The following is a 17,480-nucleotide window of genomic DNA, read 5'->3' on the forward strand; positions in this document are numbered from 1 at the left end:
TGTCGATCGCCGGCGCTCTCGCCTCAGCCCGCCGCAGCGCCAACCGACTCCCGCTCCACCAGCGGGCATTCGAGCTTTGTGATGGGATAGCGGCCACGACCGGGAGCAGCGGGGACTTCGAGCTGCTCGATCGCCCATTGTCCCATCGCCATATGCGGCAGGATCGACGTCGTCAGCGGCGGGAACAGATGTCGCGCGATCTCCTCGTCGTCATAACCGATCACCGAAATATCCCGGGGGATCTGCAGGCCGGCCTCCTTTAGCGCCTCGTAGCAGCCGATCGCGGTGCGGTCGTTCTGGCAGAAGAGGGCGGTCGGCCGGTCCTTCAGCGCCAAGAGCTTGACGGTCGCGGCATAGCCGGCGCTCGCCGACCAATCGCCTTCGACGACCAGCGCCGGGTCGAACGGGATGTCGGCTGTCGCCAGCGCCCGGCGGTAACCCTTCAACCGGTCCTGCGCCGCCTGCATCCAGGGTTCGCCGGTAATGGTGGCGATACGTCTGTGGCCATGGCTGATCAGGTGGCGGGTGGAGCTCTGGCCGCCGGCGATCTCGCTCGGCACCACGGCGGGGAAGGCATAGTCGGCGGTGTAGCAGTTGAGCAGGATGACCGGAATGTCGAGGCCGTAGAGATAGTCCGGCGCGACGATCTCGCGGGTGAAAATGGTCATGTAGATCAGCGCCGAAATGCCCCGCTTGGTCAGTGCCGCGATGGCCCGGGGCTCCATCACCTCGTCGCCCATGGTCTGCGCCACCAACACTACATTGCCGGCGTTCCACGAGGCTTGCCGCGCCCCTTCAATGGCGACGACCGCCTCCGGGCTGGTCGCCAACTGGTCGACGGCGAAGCCGATCACGCCATCCAGCCCGTCGAATGCGGCAACCGGGGCTCGCAAGGCAGAAAACACCGGCGGCGAATAGCCCAGCGTTCGCGCCGTCTCGATCACCCGCTCTCGGGTTTGCTGCGACAGCCTGATGCCCGGCGTGTTATTGAGGACGAACGAAACCGTCGCCTGCGAACATCCGGCAGCCCTGGCGATGTCGGTCATGGTAACGCGGCCCTTGGGATTTTTCCCGGACGGCTTGCGCCGCCTGGTACCCTCAAGGATGGGATCGCGCAGTGGTTCGTTCATGTCATTCGTCCCTCAAATCTCGCATTTATAACGCGAAGCGCTACTAATAGATATAAGCGCCCTCTCAGGTGATTTTAGTCGCCAATCCGAAACGGCAGCGACTTGGGAGGCCTCTCCTTTTTTGTGAGAATTCCGATTAAACTAATACTCTTTACTAATATCTGGCATCCCTATAACGTCAATCCGTCATGCCCGGACGACATCGGACCGTGCATGTTCGGAACGCAAGCCAGCCTGGTATCGGACGGTTCCCGTCAGCCGGAGTTCGCCTGCCGTTTCGGCGAAATGTCAGACAAATCGGACTATTTACGAACGGCGAATGAGTCTCTAAAGTCGATGATCGCGGCTGGAATGGCGTCGTTCTTCGCTGCCGAAACCCTGAGGAGGAGGGCGTCCAAGCCGCGCCGGCACGTTCATCATCAGCGAAAATTACTGAGTCAAATGGGAGGTTGAATATGAAATCTGCGATACGAAATGCGTCCGTCGCCGCTGCGGCCCTGCTGCTCGGCCTGTCCGTCAGCGCAATTGCGCGGGCCGACGACAAGCCGACACTGGCCTTCGTCGTCAACGGCGCTTCCGATTTCTGGAAGGCTGCCGAAGCCGGCGTCAAGAAGGCTCAAGGCGAATTGCCCAATTACAATCTCGAACTCAAATATCCGGAGCAGTCCTCGGTCGCCATCCAGCAGCGCCTTATGGACGATCTGGTGACGGCCGGTGTTAAGGCGATCATGGTTTCGGCCGTCGATCCCAAGACGTCGACCGACGGGCTGAACAAGATCGCCTCGGAAACGGCGTTGTTCACCACCGACAGCGACGCACCGCAGACCAAGCGTGTCGCCTATATCGGCTCTTCCAATGTCGATGCCGGCAAGCAGGCGGCAGAGATCGCCAAGAAGGCAATGCCCGACGGCGGCAAGTGCCTCGGCTTCGTTGGCCTGCTAGGCGCCGACAATGCCAAGGAACGCATCCAGGGCATGAAGGACGGCCTCGCCGGCACCAAGATCGAATTGGTCGACGTGCGTGGCGACGACATCGACCAGGCCCGCGCCAAGAAGAACGTCGAGGACGCGCTGGTCGCCAGCCCCGACGTCACCTGCATGGTCGGCTTCTACTCCTACAACACGCCGCGCATCTATGAAGCGCTGCGCGATGCCGGCAAGCTCGGCCAGATCACCGTCGTCGGCTTCGACGACGATCCGATCACGCTGGGCGGCGTCAAGGAAGGCACCGTCGCCGCTACCGTCGTACAGCAGCCTTTCGAATGGGCCTATCAGGGCATGAAGCTGATGGCCGCCTATCTCGAGGGCGACAAGTCGGGCGTTCCCGCCGATGGCCTGATCATCGTGCCGACCAAGATCATCGGCAAGGACGATGTCGACGCCTACGCCGCCAACCTCAAGGCGATGTCGGGAAACTGAGCGAATAAGTTGCGCCGGCTCAAGGGTTCGCCCTGAGCCGGCGATTCTATTGACGCGCCTCGCAAGGCCCGTCAGTCTGAGGCCAAAACGGCTCACCGGCTGCTGTCAGGCGTGATGAATTATTCCGATCCATCCATCGTTGCATCCACGGCCGCTCCGTTCCTGAGCCTCGACGGCGTGCGCAAGACCTATCCCGGCGTTGTCGCGCTGGACGGGTTCTCGATCGAGGTCAGGCCCGGCGAGGTCATCGGCCTGGTCGGCGAAAACGGCGCCGGCAAATCGACGCTGATGAAGATCCTCGGCGGCGTGACCCGGCCGGACACCGGCACCATCACCGTCGATGGCGTCGCCCATGACAGTCTGACCGTCGAGGCCAGCATCGGTTCGGGCATCGCCTTCGTCCACCAGGAACTCAACCTGTTCGAGAACCTCGACGTCGCCGCCAATATTTTCTTCGGCCGCGAACCGCTGCGCGCCGGCCCGTTCAGGCTGGTCGACCGCGCCAGGCTGCGAGCGCTGGCGGCGCCGCTGCTCAAACGCGTGGGCGCCAATTTCTCGGCCGATACGCCGGTGTCGGCGCTGTCGCTGGCCCAGCAGCAAATGGTCGAGATCGCCAAGGCGCTGTCGATCGAGGCGCGGCTGGTCATCCTCGACGAACCGACATCGAGCCTGCCGATCGCCGAAACCGACAAGCTGCTCGGTGTCATCAAGGCGCTGAAGGCAGACGGCATCAGCGTCATTTTCATCTCGCACCGCCTGCACGAGGTCGAGCGCGTCGCCGACCGCGTCGTCGTGCTCAGGGACGGCATGCTCGCCGGAACCTTGCCGAAGAGCGCCATCAATCACGACCAGATGGTCAAGCTGATGATCGGCCGCATGCTGAAGGAGAGGGAGAAGGCCGCAGAATCGGCGCGCCCGCCGGGCTCTGTCGCGCTGTCGGTCAAGGCCATTCGCACCACTGCCTATCCCGACCGGCCCGTCGACCTCGATGTCAGGCATGGCGAGATCCTCGGCCTCGCCGGTCTCGTCGGCTCCGGTCGGACGGAGCTGGCGCGCGTCCTGTTTGGCATCGACAAGAGCTTTGGCGGCTCGTTCCAGCTTGACGGAAAAGATCTGGTTCTTGGTTCGGCCGCGGACGCAGTGGCCAACGGTATTTTCCTCGTCCCCGAGGATCGCAAGCTGACCGGCATCCTGCTCGACCTTTCGATCGCCCAGAACATCTCGCTGCCCAATCTGCCGGCACATTCGCGGCGCTCGCTGGTCTCGGCCAGCGCCGAGGCCGCCACCGCCGAGAAGCAGAAGACCGATCTCGGCATCAGGGCGCCCTCCGTGCAGACGCGTACCGGTACGCTGTCGGGCGGCAACCAGCAAAAGGTCGTGCTGGCCAAATGGCTGGCGATGAAGCCGAAGGTGATGATTCTCGACGAACCGACCCGCGGTATCGACATCGGCGCCAAGGCCGAGATCTACGGACTGATGCGGGCGCTGGCCGATGCCGGCGTCGCCGTGCTGATGATCTCCAGCGACATGGAGGAGGTGATCGGCGTTTCCGACCGCATTGCCGTCATGCATGAAGGCCAGATCTCGGGCATTCTCGATAAGGACCGGTTCAGCCAGGAAAACGTGCTGCTGCTGGCGGTCGGCAAGCAGCCGAAGTAGTTCGCAGGCACTGGGAGAAGACGATGAGCAAGAAAGATCTCGGCCTGCTGATCCTGATCCTGGTGGTCGGTGCGGTGGTGGCGATCATCAACCCGCGCTTCCTGCTGCCGATCAATCTCGCCAACACCTCGAACCTGATCGGGTTGTTCGGCATCCTGTCGATTGGCCAAGCCTTCGTCATCATCACCGGTGGCATCGAATTGTCGGTCGGCTCGGTGGTTGCGCTGCTCGGCGTGCTGTTTATCGACTTCATCGCCACGCGCGGCATGGCCTGGCCGGTCGCCCTGCCGCTGATCCTGGTGCTCGGCGGCATCATCGGGCTGGCGCATGGCTGGCTGATCACCCGGCTCAAATTGCAGCCTTTCGTGGTGACTTTGTGCGGCCTGTTGATCTATCGCGGCGTGGCGCGCTTCTACACCGCCGACGGCACCGCCGGCTTTGCCTTCGGACAGAACTTCCCGGAACTCGAGTTCCTGACGGCGGGGCGGTCCTGGGGCGTGCCGAACAGCTTCATCGCGCTGATCGTCATCGCCGTCGTCATGTGGGTGGTGCTGCACCGGTCGGTGTTCGGGCGCTATCTCTATGCCATCGGCAAGAACGAGGAAGCGGCAAAATATTCCGGCATCCGCACCGGCCGCATCGTCATGGCCGCCTATGTCATCTGCGGCGTACTGACGGCGCTGTCGGCTATCTATTTCGCCATGTACACACGCTCGATCTCGCCGGCGAGCCACGGCCAGTTCTACGAACTCTACGCCATCGCGGCAGCGGTGCTCGGCGGCTTCTCGTTGCGTGGCGGCGAAGGCTCGCTGATCGGCGTCCTGCTCGGCACCGTGCTGCTGCAGGAGCTGCAGAACCTCGTCAACCTGCTCGGCATCCCGTCCTCGCTCAACTTCGCCGTCATGGGCGGGGTGATCCTCATCGGCGTGCTGGTCGACCAGCAATGGGGCGTGTTCAGGGCGCGGCGGCGGATGCTGGAAGCCACACGCAAGGGCGTGGCGGGTGCTGCCGCTGAGTGACGCAAAAATAGCTGGATGAAATACGCCGACTGCCATGGCAGGTGGCGTGAAAGAGTCAGCCGGAGCTTCGCGACAGCAGTTCAGGTCGGTCTCTATTTGGAACGAAACCCGTATCTGAGCGTTTGTTTAAGCTTTGCTACGCGGAGGCGTTCCATGCCTACGAATCCAGTTAGTTCCGCCAAAGTAGGAACTCACCCCCTCCACCCGATGCTGATACCTTTTCCTGTCGCGTTTCTTGTCGGTGCGTTTGTCACCGACCTGGTTTTCTGGGGAACTGCCGATGCCTTCTGGGCACGGGCATCGATGTGGCTGATCGGGGCAGCCATAGTAATGGCCCTTCTCGCTGCGACAGCCGGTTTTGTCGACTTCCTCAACGAGCCGCGCATTCGCGCCTTGTCCGACGCCTGGTACCACATGCTGGGCAACTTGACCGCGGTCGTTGTGGCACTGATCAATTTCTACCTTCGCTATGCGCAAGGCGCCGAAGCCGCGGTCCGCCCATGGGGTGCGCTCTTGTCGTTCATAGTGGTCTGCATACTGCTGTTCACCGGCTGGAAGGGCTGGGAGATGGTGTATCGGCACCACGTTGGAGTTCTGGATACACCAGCGGATGCGCCAGCGAAGCCTTCGACAACCACTGCCACGGATACTCGTCACGCTGGTCGGGACCGGCACGCCGCATGAGGCCATAATCCCGAAAAGTGGATACCGGTTTCCAAAAAGATATCGGTTAGACAAGTAGCGCCCATACCGAATGCATCGGATGGGCGCTACTTTAGATAAGGCCCGACATGTCGGAGAAGGCCATGGCCTTGCGCAGCACCTCGGCGAAGCGCTCGCCGGCGGCTTCACGAGGGCCGCTATTGTCGATCGAGGTGACACCCGGTCCGGACAGCGCGACATTGGCACTGCGCGCCAGCCGTGCCAGCACTTCGCCGCGCGATTCGCGACCGCGCAATGCCAGCCGCTCGGCCAGGATATCCGGTGTAGCCGTGATCTCGACGACAGCCAGATTGGCGTAGCGCTCCCGCAGCGCCGGGATGATCGCGCGCGAGACGTTGGCGATCGCGACACGGCCGTTGGAGACCGACCAATCGACTTCGGCCGGGATGCCATAGCGCAGGCCATGCGCTTCCCAGGAAATCGCGAAGGCGCCATCCGCTTCGGCCTCGACGAAGGCAACGTCGGCGAGCGTGTCGTGATCCTCGGTGGCCGCATCGCTCGGCCGGGTGATCACCCGGCGCACGAACTCCAGCCGGCTCTCGTCGGCAAACACGGCGCGCGCATAGCCGATCACCGTGTCCTTGCCGGCACCGCTCGGCCCGACGACGGCGACGAAGACACCGTCGCGGATCGGAAATCCCGTAGCGGACAATTCACGCTCGACCGATGCCGATACCATCATGCGACTCGGCGTCCCTGCCGCCAGACCGTGCGGACGACCGGGACATGGTCGTCGACGCGCACGCGAACCAGATCGGCGCGCCGGCCGGGCTCGATGACACCGCGATCGCTGAGGCCGACCGCCTCGGCCGGGTTCTTCGAGACCATCGCCACCGCCTGTGGCAAGGAAATGCCCTCGACCACGTCGCCGAGGAAGAAGGCTGACTGGATCAGACTGAAGGGAATGTAGTCCGACGACAGGATATCGAGCAGGCCATCGCCGGCCAGCGTGCGGGCCGAGACATTGCCCGAATGCGACGCGCCGCGCATGACGTTCGGCGCGCCCATCAATACGCCGAGCCCTGCCTCTTTTGAAGCCCGCGCCGCCTCCTCAGTGGTCGGGAACTCGGCGACGCGCACACCTTGCTCGATCGCTTCGTCGACATGGCCGACGGTTGCGTCGTCATGGCTGGCGAGCACGATGCCGCGCTCTTGGCAGGCAGCGGCGATGAAGCTGCGGTTCGGGCTCGAATTCCTCGCCGATTCCGCCATCCGCTTTTCGCAGAATTTCTGGAAATCGTGATCGGTCAGCTTCAGCTTGCGCTGGTAGTAATAGGCGTAGGTTTCCAAATTGACGAACTGGCGCTGTCCGGGCGCATGGTCCATCAGCGACGCCAGCCTGACCCGCTCGTCGCCGTCGAAATTGGCGAAGGCCGTGAGGCAGTCCGGCGCCGAAACCTCGCAACGCAGATGGAGGAAATGGTCGGCCCTGAGCCGGTCCTGCTGCACGCTGTCCTCGATCGCGTCGGCCAGCTTGCGTATGTCGGCGGCCGTCAGGTCGGCATCCTCGTCCATGCCGACGCGCAAGGCGTCGAGCACGGTGGTGATGCCGGCGGTCGCCACCTGCGCGTCATGCGCGAGCACAGCTGCGATCGGGTTCCAGCGCACTTTCGGCCGCGGCGCGTAATGGCCTTCGAGATGGTCGGTGTGGAGCTCGACCAGGCCAGGGATGATGAAGTCGCCGCCCATGTCCTCGCCGCTGCGGCCAGCGCCGGGATCGATGGCGGCGATCACCCCATCGCGCAGCACGATCGACCCTTCGACGATCTGGTCGGCCAGCACAATACGGGCATTGTCAAGAACGGTCTCGGCAGTCATTTCAGGCAGTCCTTGCAGCATTTTGCAGCCAATTGAAAATGAATTGGCGTCGCACCATGCGGTTAAAGCAAATAGTCATTTAGGCAGTTCTTCTGGCCGGGCGGCGCCCGAGCGCGTGATGGGACAGCACCATGAACGGTGCGCCCGGTTCAGTTTCCACAAACAGCGTCAGCGCGTCCACCGCCACCGGCCGTTGCAGCACGTCCGCAAACAGGCTGTCGATTGCTAGGCGAAGACGAGGGCTTTCCTGTGACGACACCCGGCCGGACAGCGTCATATGGAAGCGAAACGTCTCGAAGACATAGGGATAGCCCCACTGGCAGAGATTGCGGAACTCGTCGGGCTTCAGCGAATCGGGGCTGCGCCGTTCGATCTCGGCTTCCGTCAACGGCGCGCGGAAGCGGTCGAAGTCGCGCACCACGTCGTCGGCGAAGCGGTTGAGCGCCGGCAGCGGTGCTTCCGGCAACAGCGCGAAGAAGCCGTCGATCTGGCTGACGATGAGGCGCGGGATCGTAACCACCGGCGTCGCCTCGGCAAAATCGTCGAGTGCTGCACGAAGCGACGTTTCCGTCTCGTTGGAGGCCAGTCTGAAGGGCGCCTTCAGTGTCGCATGAAAGCCATAGCGGCGCGCCGAGGCGGTATGGAAGGCAACTTCTGCCGCCGACAACTCGCCCGCAGCCTCGACCGGCTTTGTGGCGGCACCGAATGGGTCGCGGCCGAGCCAGTTGGCGGCGATACGTGCCAGCGGTTCGTCTTGTCGGGGGGTGAAATAGATCGCGTAGCGCATCGAAAGTCCTCGTCAGCCCCGCTGCCATAGGTGATTTCCATGACGAATTGACGAAGCTTTGCGGCGTTTTCGGTAACAAAACCACACAGCCGGGTCGTTAGCCGACGATTTTTCGCTTGGACCAGCGGTTGGGGCGAAGGGGAAGTGGTTAGGCCTTCATCAGCCATTCGTGCTCGGGCGCGTTATGGAATTTCCACGTCCGCTTCGGTCCGGCCATGACGTTGAGATAATAGAGATCATAGCCGTGGCAGGCTGCGCAGGGGTGATAACCCTTGGGGACCAGCACGACGTCGCCGTCCTCGATCGCCATCGTCTCGTCGAGCGAACGAGCACCGTTCTCGTCGGCATCGGTGTAGACGCGCTGGAAAGCAAAGCCCTGTGGCGGGTTGAGACGGTGGTAATAGGTCTCCTCGAGATAGGATTCAGCCGGCAGATTGTCCTGGTCGTGCTTGTGCGGCGGATAGCTCGATGTGTGGCCGCCGGGTGTGATGACCTCAACCACCAGCAAGGAATCGGCCGGCTTGCCCTCCGGCAGGATGTTGGTGACATAGCGCGTGTTGGTGCTTTTGCCGCGAACCTCCTGGCCGAGATCGTCGGGCCCGATGACACGGACCGGCAGACCGCCGCCCAGTCCCGGCGCCGAGCAGACGGCAAGTTCGAGATCGGTATCGGCGCTCACCGACCACTCCGAGCCCTGCGGCACATAGACCGACCAAGGTTTGCCGTCGAAGGGCGACATGCGTTCGCCGAGTAAGCCGAGATCCTTGCCGCCGGCCTTGGCCTTGCCCTTGCCGGTGACGAACACCAGGCAGACCTCACGATCCGCGGTTTGCCCGGAAGCGCTCTCGCCGGGCCTGAGCCGATGCAGATCGAAGCCGACATAGGTCCAGCCGGCGCTTTGCGGCGTCACATGGGCGATGCGGCCGTGGCCCTTATTGGCTTTGACGAGCAGCTTCGACATGGTCATTCCTTCGGTTTGGCGTCTGCCGATGGCTTGTCCTCGTCAGCCGGCTTGTAGAGATAGAAGAATTGCCAGACGGCATAGCCGGCGAAGCCGAGCGCGATCACGCCCCAGAACGGTGTGCCCGTAGCGAATTCGATCACCGACCAGACCAGGCAGACCGCGACAACGGCAACGCGCCGCCACAGCGGCCGGAAAAACGGGTGCTCGGAGTCTTTCATCGGATCAACACCTTTCCTCGCGAGCCTCAAGCATTGGGAAAGCCCTGTGTCTCCACCGTATAGCCGGCCGCCGTCATAGCCCGCATCAATTCCTTGTAGCCGACCTGCGCCATCTTGAGCGGCGGGTTCTTCTTCGGATCCTGCTCGGCCTCGACCACGAACCAGCCTTCATAGCCATGGTCGGCGAGCCTCTGGACGATGGCGCCAAAATCCAGCGAGCCATCTCCCGGCACGGTGAAGGCGCCAAGTGCCACCGCGTCGAGGAACGATTGCTTCTCGCGATCCAGTCCCGCGATCACCTCCATGCGCACATCTTTCACATGCACATGGTTGATGCGCGGGTGGTGGTTATCAATAGCGCGCAGCACATCGCCGCCGGCAAAGGCCAGGTGACCCGCGTCGAGCAGCAATGGAATGCCTTCTCCCGAATAGCGCATGAAGGCATCTAGCTCTGGCTCGGTCTCAACTACTGCCGCCATATGATGATGGTAGGAGAGCCGCATGCCTTGCTCTGCACACCATTCGCCGAACTGCGTGAGCCGCCGGGCGTAGGCTTTCATTTCCTCGTCCGAAAGCCTGGGCTTGCTGGCGAGCGGCTTCGAGCGGTCGCCCTGGATGGAGCGGCCGACTTCACCATAGACGATGCAGGGCGCGTTCACCGCCTTGAACAGGTCGATCATCGGCTGGATACGATCCTTGTTCTTCGCCATGTCTTCGTCGACCAGCGTCCCCGAGAACCAGCCGCCGCAAAGCGTCACGTCGGCCTCTTTCAGGATCGGCAGCATGATTTGCGGATCGTTGGGAAAGCGGCGGCCCATTTCCATTCCGGTAAAGCCAGCCGAGCGCGACTGGCGCAGGCACTCCTCCAGCGACACATCATCGCTGAGTTCGGCAAGATCGTCGTTCCACCATGCAATGGGGGACATGCCCAGTTTGGCTTTCAAGTCGTCACTCCAGTTTCAGACATTCGAGGCGCGTTCGCGGATGGCTAAAGAAACCCGCCCGCTCAGCGCTTCCTCATATTTCTTGCGCGCCGCATTCACTTGCGGCCGTGCCGAGACTTCCGGCACTGCGACATCCCACCAGCTTCCACCGGCCTCGGTCGAAACCAGCGGGTCGGTGTCGATGACCAGCACGGTCGTTCGCGTGTTCTTCTTCGCTTGCGCCAGCGCCGTTTCCAGCCCGGCGATCGATGGCACTTTTTCGGCAATCGCACCCATGCTCGCAGCATGCGCGGCGAAGTCGATCTCGGGCAAGGTTTCGTGACGGGCGTCCTTCAGCAGATTGTTGAAGTTGGCGCCGCCGGTCGCCATCTGCAACCGGTTGATGCAGCCATAGCCGCGGTTGTCGAGCAGCACGATGGTCAGCTTGAGGCCGAGCATCACCGAGGTCGCGATCTCGGAATTGAGCATCAGATAGGAGCCGTCGCCGATCATCACCACGACCTCTTCGTCCGGCTTGGCCATCTTGACGCCAAGCCCGCCGGCGATTTCGTAGCCCATTGTCGAGAAGCCGTATTCTGCGTGATAGGAGCCGGGCGCGCCCGCCTGCCATAGCTTGTGCAATTCGCCGGGCAAGCCGCCGGCGGCATGAAGCAGTACCACGCCGGAGCCCATGGCGCGCTGTACTGCGCCGATCACTTGCGCGTCGGACGGATAGGCGGCATTGGTCGACGCCGTCACCTTGTCGGCATCCGCTTGCCATTCCTTCTTGCCGCTAATCGCATTGTCGGTCCAGTCTGAAGGGGCTTTCCAGCCTTTCAGCGCCGCAGCGAGTTCGGCGAGCCCTTCCGCCGCATCGGCGACCAGCGGCAGCGCCTGGTGCTTTCCGGCGTCAAAAGGCTGGACATTGAGCCCGATGAGGGTCTTGCCGGCATTCTTGAACAGCGCCCAGGAGCCGGTGGTGAAATCCTGCAGTCTGGTGCCGACGGCAAGCACGACGTCGGTCTCTTCGGCCAGCCTGTTGGCCGCCGAGGTGCCGGTAACGCCGACCGCAGCCATGTTCAGCGGATGATCGTCTGGCAGCGAGGATTTGCCGCCTTGCGTCTCGCAGACCGGAATGCCGGTGTCTTGCACCAGTTTTGCCAGCTCCTCGGACGCCTGCGAATAGAGTACGCCGCCGCCCGCGATCACCAGCGGCTTTTTCGCCGCTTTGAGTACCGCGACTGCGGCCGCCAGTTCGTTGCGGTCCGGGCGCTGCCGTCGCGGCGTCCAGAGTCGCTCGGCAAAGAAACTCTCGGGGTAGTCATAGGCCTCGGCCTGCACGTCCTGGCACAGCGCCAGCGTCACCGGGCCGCATTCGGCGGGATCGGTCAGCACCTGCATGGCGCGGTTGAGCGCCGGCATGATCTGCTCCGGCCGCGTGATGCGGTCGAAATAGCGCGACACCGGGCGGAGGCAGTCATTGACCGTCGCCGTGCCGTCGGAAAAATCCTCGGCCTGCTGCAGGACGGGATCGGGAATGCGATTGGCGAAGACGTCGCCGGGCAGAAACAGGACAGGCAACCTGTTTACATGCGCAAGTGCCGCAGCGGTCACCATGTTGAGCGCGCCGGGGCCGATCGAACTGGTCGCGGCCATGAAGCGACGGCGGAAATTGGCCTTGGCGTAGGCGATCGCCGCATGCGCCATTGCCTGCTCGTTATGGGCACGGAAGGTCGGCAGTTCGTCGCGAACCTGGTAGAGCGCCTCGCCGACGCCGGCGACATTGCCGTGGCCGAAGATCGCCCAGACGCCGCCGAAGATCGGCACTTTCTTCCCGTCCATCTCGGTCATCTGTCGAGCAAGAAAGCGGGTCAGCGCCTGCGCCATCGTCAGGCGGATTGTCTTGGTCATGTCGGTTCCTCCGCAGTCCTTATGCCGCGCCTTCTTATGCTGCTTTGCGGCCGCGCGCCGCAAGCCATGCCTCGGTCAGTCTCTCGAAGCGAGATGCCATGTCGGCAACCGCTTCATCGTCTGACATCTTGCCGGCAAGCCATTGTTCGGCCGCGTTGATGAAGATGGTGCGGCCGACGGCAAAGCCCTTGACGATAGACGCCTTGGCGGTGGCAGCAAAGGCCGCTTCCAATTCGTCCTGCGGCGCTTCGAGGCCAAGCAGCACAATCCCGCGGCACCACGGATCGTTCTTCAGGATCACCGCCTCGATCTTTGCCCATGCGCCGGCCGATGCCTGCGGTTCGAGCTTCCACCAATCGGGCTTGATGCCGAGTGCGTAGAGTTCCTCGAGCGCGCGCGGGATGGTCATGTCGTCGAGCCTGCCGTGCTTGCCGGCGATGATCTCGACCAGAAGTTCTCTGCCCACTTTCCGCGCGGCCTCGAACAAAGCGCGCAGTTTCTGCTGCTGTTCGCTCTTCAGCGCCGCGGGATCGTCGGGATGATAGAAGCACAGGCACTTGATGCAGTGGTCGACCGGCCATTCGGTCAGTTGCGAACCTATGTCTTGCGAGAACTCGAAGCGAAGCGGTCGCGAACCCGGCAACTCGACCGGCCGGCCGAGCCAGGCGAAGGAATGGTGGGCGAATTCGAACATCGCCTCGCGTCCGTATTTTTCGTCGAGCAGCATGCCGTAGCCGGCGCGGCCAGCCGCGACCTTGGCCGCAGCCTTGACCGTCAGCACCTTGAAAGCTGGGATTCGCGACGGATCGGCGCCGGCTTTTGCCGCGACATCCTCCAGCTGGACGCGGTGGTCGCAGGCGAACGCCATCAGCGAGGGGATGTCGCGCCGGCGCGTGGTCGCCCAATGGATGTGATTGATCGCCTCGTCCTTGCGCAGCGCCAGATGCTTGCTGCCGTTTTTCAGGAAGAAATTCAATTCCTCGAAAGTCGGGTATTCCGGTGCGCAGAGCAGCCGCGACACGGCAAAGGCGCCGCAGGCATTGGCCCAGGTCGCCGCCGTCGCCAGGCCTTCCTCGCCGAGCCAGCCGCGCAGGAAGCCCGACATGAAGGCGTCGCCGGCGCCGAGCACATTGTAGACCTCGATTGGAAATCCCTTGCCGACAATACCGTCCTCGAGGTCGTCGCTGATCGGCCCGTCATAGACGATGCAGCCCATGGCGCCGCGTTTCAGCACGATGGTTGCCGCCGACAGCGAGCGGATGGTTTTCAGCGCGCTCAGGCAATCGTCTGCGCCCGAGGCGATCATGATTTCCTCTTCGGTGCCGACGATGAGATCGCAATCGGGCAGCACCGTCTTCAACTGCGCCGAGACGCGGTCGGATTTCACATAGCGCTCGAAGCCTTCGGCGTGGCCGGCGAGACCCCAGAGGTTGGGGCGGTAGTCGATGTCGAACACCACCTTGCCGCCCTTGGCTTTCATGACACGGATCGCCTTGCGCTGGGCGGCGTCGCTGTTGGGCCGTGAAAAATGCGTGCCGGTGACGACGACCGCGCGTGCCGAAGCGATAAACGCCTCATCGATATCGTCTTTCGAAAGCGCCATGTCGGCGCAATCGCTGCGATAGAAGATCATCGGCGAGACGCCTTCATCCTCGACCGACAGCAGCACCAGGGCGGTCAGCCGCTCCGGATCGGTCTTGAGGCCTTGGACCGAAACGCCCTCGCGGGTCAGCTGCTCGCGGATGAAGCGGCCCATCTGCTCATTGCCGACGCGGGTGAGCAGCGCCGAGCGCAGGCCGAGCCTGGCAGTACCGACCGCGATATTGGCCGGACAGCCGCCGACCGACTTGGCAAAGGAAGTAATGTCCTCGAGGCGCGAGCCGATCTGCTGACCATAGAGATCGACGGAAGCGCGGCCGATGGTGATGATGTCGAGCGGCGAATATTTCGCTTCCACGGCTTCGCCCATTCAAACCTCCCATCGGCTTTGTTGTCTTGGGTAACACGCGCGAGCGGCAGCGTGGCGCCGGCAATATGAAATAATAATTCCAATCCATAGTCAATATGGAACGAGCATTCCCAAGGCTGAAAAGTGCTGTGCAAGGCTCGCGCGTTCAGAAACTTTGAAGTCAGACGAACGTCAAGTGTCTACCACTGAAACCAGCTGATTTACCAAGGAAGCGGGCCATCATCGTTGAAGTACCCGGCGGTCGGGCCATCGGCGTCCAAGGTCGCCAGGTGAATGACGATCTCGGCCGCCTGCTGCACCGTGCGGTGACCTTTATACCCGTTGAGATCGGTGGCAGTGTAGCCGGGCGCCGCGGCGTTGATCTTGATGCCTTGGGGCGCGAGCTCCCTGGCGAACGCCACCGTGATGGCATTCAAGGCTGTCTTGGAGCTGCCGTAGCCCATCATGTTAACGGCGTGGTTCGCAGTGGCGGGATCGAGCGCCCGGCCGATGGACCCGGTGGAGCTGCTCACCATCACGATCCGGGCAGCAGGTGCTGCTAGCAGCAGCGGCAGGAATGCCTGGGTCACGCGGATCGGGCCGAAGACATTGACGTCGTAGGTGGCCTGGATGTCGGCGATCCGCTGCTGGCTCGGCGGCAGGTCGTAATTGATGGCGACGCCGGCATTGTTCACCAGCACGTCGAGGCAGGGGCTGGCCTGCCTGAATGCCTCGGCTGCCGCCTTCACACTGTCATCCCGCGTGACGTCCAGCTCAAGCCACTCCACGTCGAGGCCTTCGGCGCGCAATGCCTGCGCCGCCGCCATGCCGCGTTCGGCGCTCCTGGCGCCGAGCCAGACCTTGAAGCCCATGGTCGCCAGTCGCCGGGCGATTTCACGGCCTATACCCTTGTTGGCGCCGGTCACCAGCGCGCTTTTCGATGTTCTCATAATCGGTGTCTCCATTTTTCTTGTGGAAGACCCACAAATGGTGCGAGGCAGCGGGCGTTGCGCGCCGGAAACTCTCCAGCTCTTGCCTAATCCTCTCACGCTGTTGCGCCGCCGGTGCGAATGCGCGATGCTGGCGCAATGGGCGAAGCGCTGCAGGAGTTGATCGAGATCGCCAGCCGCCATGCGCGCGGGCGACGAACAAGAACGGCGGTTCCCCGCGTTTCGATCGGCCGCAGCGAAGTCGCCACGCCGCCATTGTCAGGGGTGTGGGGGTCGGGGATCTTATTCGTACTGCAGGGCGCGAAGACGGTTCTGATCGGCGACCGGGCTCTTCGTTACAATCCGGCCAGCTATTTCATCTATACTGTCGAGACGCCCACCATCAGCCAGATAATCGAAGCGAGCGCGGCGCGTCCTTACCTGGCCATTGGCTTGACCCTTGACCTGCAGGCCGTCGCCGCGCTCCTCGTCGAGCACGCGCCGGCCCTCAGTGGCGACAGTTTCTCCACCTCTCCCGCTGATGACGATCTGCTCGACGCGTTGCGTCGAATGATGCGGCTGCTTGACCGGCCAGCGGAGATTCCCGTGCTCGCGACCATGATCGAGCGAGAGATGCTGTTTCGGCTCCTGCAAGGCCCCCAAGGCGGAAAGCTTCGTGAACTTGCGCGCGCCGATGGCCATCTGTCCAGGATTGGCCGGGCGATCGCCTGGATCCGTTCGCATCCCCATCGGCCGGTCCGGGTCGGCGATCTGGCCGAGATTGCCCGTATGAGCAGTGCTGCGTTTTATCGTCACTTCAAGGCGGCGACGGCCATGAGCCCAATCCAGTATCAAAAGCAAATCCGCTTGCTGGAAGCCCGCCATCTGCTGATTGCCCAGCCGGGCAACGTCGCACGTGTCGCCTTCGCCGTCGGCTATGAGAGTGCTTCCCAGTTCAGCCGGGAGTATGCCCGCCAGTTCGGGTCGCCGCCTGCCCGCGACGCAGCGCGGCTTTCGGCAGAAGGCGAAACGGCAATAGAGGTGATCTAAGGCTTGCGCTTCTTGCCAGTATCGCGCCGCTTCTCGCCGACCGCGACGGTCAGCGCCATAGCCAAAGCCATCGTCGCCGACAGCGAGCGGAAGCCGGCGAAATCGGCCTCGGCGACCTCGAACCAGACCCTGGCGAATTGGGCGAGTGGCGAAAAGGAGCTGTCGGTAATCGCCACGATCGGCACGCCTTGCTCCGAAATGACGCGCGCCTCCTCGATGGTGGCCGGGGCATAGGGCGAAAAGCTGATGGCGATCACGGCGTCCCTTGGAGAGGCAAAGCCGATCATCTCTGCATTGAGGCCGGCGGCCGATTCGATCAGCTGGTTGCGGATCTTGAGCTTGCCCAATGCATAGGCGATATAGGAGGCGACCGGGTAGGAGCGCCGCTTGGCCAGCACGTAAATGGTTTCGGCCTTGGCCAACACGGTGATTGCATCTTCGAAATGGTCTTCATTCAGCGTGCGCGAAATGTCGTTGAGCGAGGTACTGGCTGCGGCAACAAAACCGTCGAAAATCGCGCGGTGGCCGGCGCCTTCCTCGGCCTTGGCGCGCAATGCCGCCAGCCTTTCATCATAGGATGAGTTGCGCTCGCGCAGGCGCTCGCGAAACACCAACTGCAGGCTGGTGAAACCATCAAAACCAAGCTGCTGGGCAAAGCGGATCAGGGTCGAAGGCTGGACACCGGCGGAAGCGGCAATGCTGGCAGCGGTGCCGAAGGCGATATCGTCTGGGTTGTCGAGCGCATAGGCGGCGATCTGGGCGATACGTTTCGGCAGGCTGTGGCGCCGCTCCAGGATCGTCGCCCGCAGCGTCTCGAAATCGCGCGGCACCCGTTCGTCCATCGTCGCTCCGCCCAGGCTCATCGTCTGGTTCCCTCTGTGCCCCATCATAGCGGGCCTGTGCAAGAACACCATAAAAAATGAGACAAGCGTTCCATCTGCAGACAAAATGGACTAATTCATCCACACAAATTTTGCACACAG

The 17,480-nt window shown here is 62.8% G+C and carries 16 protein-coding genes; 5 read left to right on the plus strand and 11 right to left on the minus strand.

Annotated elements, in window-relative coordinates:
• Positions 1-23 precede the first annotated feature (23 nt).
• Positions 24-1,046 (minus strand): LacI family DNA-binding transcriptional regulator, encoded by a 1,023-nt coding sequence (locus NKI54_RS10620; protein WP_502898216.1) that lies wholly within the window; start codon positions 1,044-1,046, stop codon positions 24-26.
• A 539-nt stretch (positions 1,047-1,585) separates the two neighbouring features.
• On the opposite strand from NKI54_RS10620, the gene NKI54_RS10625 reads away from it, so the two are divergent.
• The 4 genes from NKI54_RS10625 to NKI54_RS10640 all read left to right on the plus strand — a co-directional run bounded on the left by NKI54_RS10625 (position 1,586) and on the right by NKI54_RS10640 (position 5,910).
• Positions 1,586-2,548 (plus strand): sugar-binding protein, encoded by a 963-nt coding sequence (locus NKI54_RS10625; RefSeq protein ID WP_023677500.1) that lies wholly within the window; start codon positions 1,586-1,588, stop codon positions 2,546-2,548.
• A 114-nt stretch (positions 2,549-2,662) separates the two neighbouring features.
• Positions 2,663-4,207, plus strand: a complete 1,545-nt coding sequence (locus NKI54_RS10630; RefSeq protein ID WP_352634827.1) for a sugar ABC transporter ATP-binding protein — start codon at positions 2,663-2,665, stop codon at positions 4,205-4,207.
• A gap of 23 nt (positions 4,208-4,230) precedes the next feature.
• The gene (locus tag NKI54_RS10635; RefSeq protein WP_023677502.1) at positions 4,231-5,226 is read left to right on the plus strand and encodes an ABC transporter permease; all 996 of its coding nucleotides are present in this window, start codon (positions 4,231-4,233) and stop codon (positions 5,224-5,226) included.
• A gap of 153 nt (positions 5,227-5,379) precedes the next feature.
• Positions 5,380-5,910, plus strand: coding sequence for a DUF2231 domain-containing protein (locus NKI54_RS10640; protein ID WP_352634829.1), 531 nt, complete (start codon positions 5,380-5,382; stop codon positions 5,908-5,910).
• A 91-nt stretch (positions 5,911-6,001) separates the two neighbouring features.
• Here NKI54_RS10640 and phnN read toward each other — a convergent pair whose 3' ends face one another.
• From phnN to NKI54_RS10685, 9 genes are all read right to left on the minus strand, one after another.
• Positions 6,002-6,631, minus strand: a complete 630-nt coding sequence (phnN, locus tag NKI54_RS10645) for a phosphonate metabolism protein/1,5-bisphosphokinase (PRPP-forming) PhnN (RefSeq protein ID WP_352464731.1) — start codon at positions 6,629-6,631, stop codon at positions 6,002-6,004.
• Positions 6,628-7,767 carry an alpha-D-ribose 1-methylphosphonate 5-triphosphate diphosphatase gene (locus NKI54_RS10650; protein WP_352464729.1) on the minus strand — a complete coding sequence of 380 codons (1,140 nt, stop codon included), beginning with the start codon at positions 7,765-7,767 and terminating at the stop codon, positions 6,628-6,630. The genes phnN and NKI54_RS10650 overlap by 4 nt, the downstream gene beginning before the upstream one ends.
• A gap of 79 nt (positions 7,768-7,846) precedes the next feature.
• Positions 7,847-8,554, minus strand: coding sequence for a DUF1045 domain-containing protein (locus NKI54_RS10655; RefSeq protein ID WP_352619339.1), 708 nt, complete (start codon positions 8,552-8,554; stop codon positions 7,847-7,849).
• Positions 8,555-8,702: 148 nt separating this feature from the next.
• The gene (gene iolB, locus NKI54_RS10660; protein WP_352619340.1) at positions 8,703-9,515 is read right to left on the minus strand and encodes a 5-deoxy-glucuronate isomerase; all 813 of its coding nucleotides are present in this window, start codon (positions 9,513-9,515) and stop codon (positions 8,703-8,705) included.
• A gap of 2 nt (positions 9,516-9,517) precedes the next feature.
• Complete coding sequence (locus tag NKI54_RS10665) at positions 9,518-9,736, minus strand: DUF3329 domain-containing protein (protein WP_254815905.1); 219 nt, start codon at positions 9,734-9,736, stop codon at positions 9,518-9,520.
• Positions 9,737-9,762: 26 nt separating this feature from the next.
• Complete coding sequence (iolE, locus tag NKI54_RS10670; protein ID WP_352588522.1) at positions 9,763-10,680, minus strand: myo-inosose-2 dehydratase; 918 nt, start codon at positions 10,678-10,680, stop codon at positions 9,763-9,765.
• A gap of 15 nt (positions 10,681-10,695) precedes the next feature.
• On the minus strand, positions 10,696-12,570 hold the full coding sequence (gene iolD, locus NKI54_RS10675; RefSeq protein ID WP_352588519.1) for a 3D-(3,5/4)-trihydroxycyclohexane-1,2-dione acylhydrolase (decyclizing): 1,875 nt from the start codon (positions 12,568-12,570) through the stop codon (positions 10,696-10,698).
• 34 nt (positions 12,571-12,604) lie between these two features.
• Positions 12,605-14,539 (minus strand): bifunctional 5-dehydro-2-deoxygluconokinase/5-dehydro-2-deoxyphosphogluconate aldolase, encoded by a 1,935-nt coding sequence (locus NKI54_RS10680; protein WP_352691443.1) that lies wholly within the window; start codon positions 14,537-14,539, stop codon positions 12,605-12,607.
• Positions 14,540-14,739: 200 nt separating this feature from the next.
• A complete protein-coding gene (locus tag NKI54_RS10685) occupies positions 14,740-15,468 on the minus strand; it encodes an SDR family oxidoreductase (protein ID WP_352691445.1) in 729 nt (242 codons plus the stop codon).
• A 138-nt stretch (positions 15,469-15,606) separates the two neighbouring features.
• Between NKI54_RS10685 and NKI54_RS10690 the strand changes: the two genes are divergently transcribed.
• Complete coding sequence (locus NKI54_RS10690; RefSeq protein WP_352691448.1) at positions 15,607-16,497, plus strand: AraC family transcriptional regulator; 891 nt, start codon at positions 15,607-15,609, stop codon at positions 16,495-16,497.
• Here the strand turns inward: NKI54_RS10690 and NKI54_RS10695 are convergent.
• Entirely contained in the window at positions 16,494-17,339 is an 846-nt protein-coding gene (locus tag NKI54_RS10695) for a MurR/RpiR family transcriptional regulator (protein ID WP_023677514.1), read from the minus strand. The genes NKI54_RS10690 and NKI54_RS10695 overlap by 4 nt on opposite strands.
• Positions 17,340-17,480: the final 141 nt, after the last annotated feature.

Source organism: Mesorhizobium sp. M0663 (genome assembly GCF_040320585.1).
Classification (GTDB): Bacteria; Pseudomonadota; Alphaproteobacteria; order Rhizobiales; family Rhizobiaceae; genus Mesorhizobium.

Bases quoted from the DNA above. Each gene is read 5' to 3' on its own strand.
- NKI54_RS10620 (WP_502898216.1), bottom strand. From the start codon at position 1,046: ATGACCGACATCGCCAGGGCTGCCGGATGTTCGCAGGCGACGGTTTCG.
- NKI54_RS10625 (WP_023677500.1), top strand. From the start codon at position 1,586: ATGAAATCTGCGATACGAAATGCGTCCGTCGCCGCTGCGGCCCTGCTG.
- NKI54_RS10630 (WP_352634827.1), top strand. From the start codon at position 2,663: ATGAATTATTCCGATCCATCCATCGTTGCATCCACGGCCGCTCCGTTC.
- NKI54_RS10635 (WP_023677502.1), top strand. From the start codon at position 4,231: ATGAGCAAGAAAGATCTCGGCCTGCTGATCCTGATCCTGGTGGTCGGT.
- NKI54_RS10640 (WP_352634829.1), top strand. From the start codon at position 5,380: ATGCCTACGAATCCAGTTAGTTCCGCCAAAGTAGGAACTCACCCCCTC.
- phnN (WP_352464731.1), bottom strand. From the start codon at position 6,631: ATGATGGTATCGGCATCGGTCGAGCGTGAATTGTCCGCTACGGGATTT.
- NKI54_RS10650 (WP_352464729.1), bottom strand. From the start codon at position 7,767: ATGACTGCCGAGACCGTTCTTGACAATGCCCGTATTGTGCTGGCCGAC.
- NKI54_RS10655 (WP_352619339.1), bottom strand. From the start codon at position 8,554: ATGCGCTACGCGATCTATTTCACCCCCCGACAAGACGAACCGCTGGCA.
- iolB (WP_352619340.1), bottom strand. From the start codon at position 9,515: ATGTCGAAGCTGCTCGTCAAAGCCAATAAGGGCCACGGCCGCATCGCC.
- NKI54_RS10665 (WP_254815905.1), bottom strand. From the start codon at position 9,736: ATGAAAGACTCCGAGCACCCGTTTTTCCGGCCGCTGTGGCGGCGCGTT.
- iolD (WP_352588519.1), bottom strand. From the start codon at position 12,570: ATGACCAAGACAATCCGCCTGACGATGGCGCAGGCGCTGACCCGCTTT.
- NKI54_RS10680 (WP_352691443.1), bottom strand. From the start codon at position 14,539: ATGGGCGAAGCCGTGGAAGCGAAATATTCGCCGCTCGACATCATCACC.
- NKI54_RS10685 (WP_352691445.1), bottom strand. From the start codon at position 15,468: ATGAGAACATCGAAAAGCGCGCTGGTGACCGGCGCCAACAAGGGTATA.
- NKI54_RS10690 (WP_352691448.1), top strand. From the start codon at position 15,607: ATGGGCGAAGCGCTGCAGGAGTTGATCGAGATCGCCAGCCGCCATGCG.
- NKI54_RS10695 (WP_023677514.1), bottom strand. From the start codon at position 17,339: ATGGACGAACGGGTGCCGCGCGATTTCGAGACGCTGCGGGCGACGATC.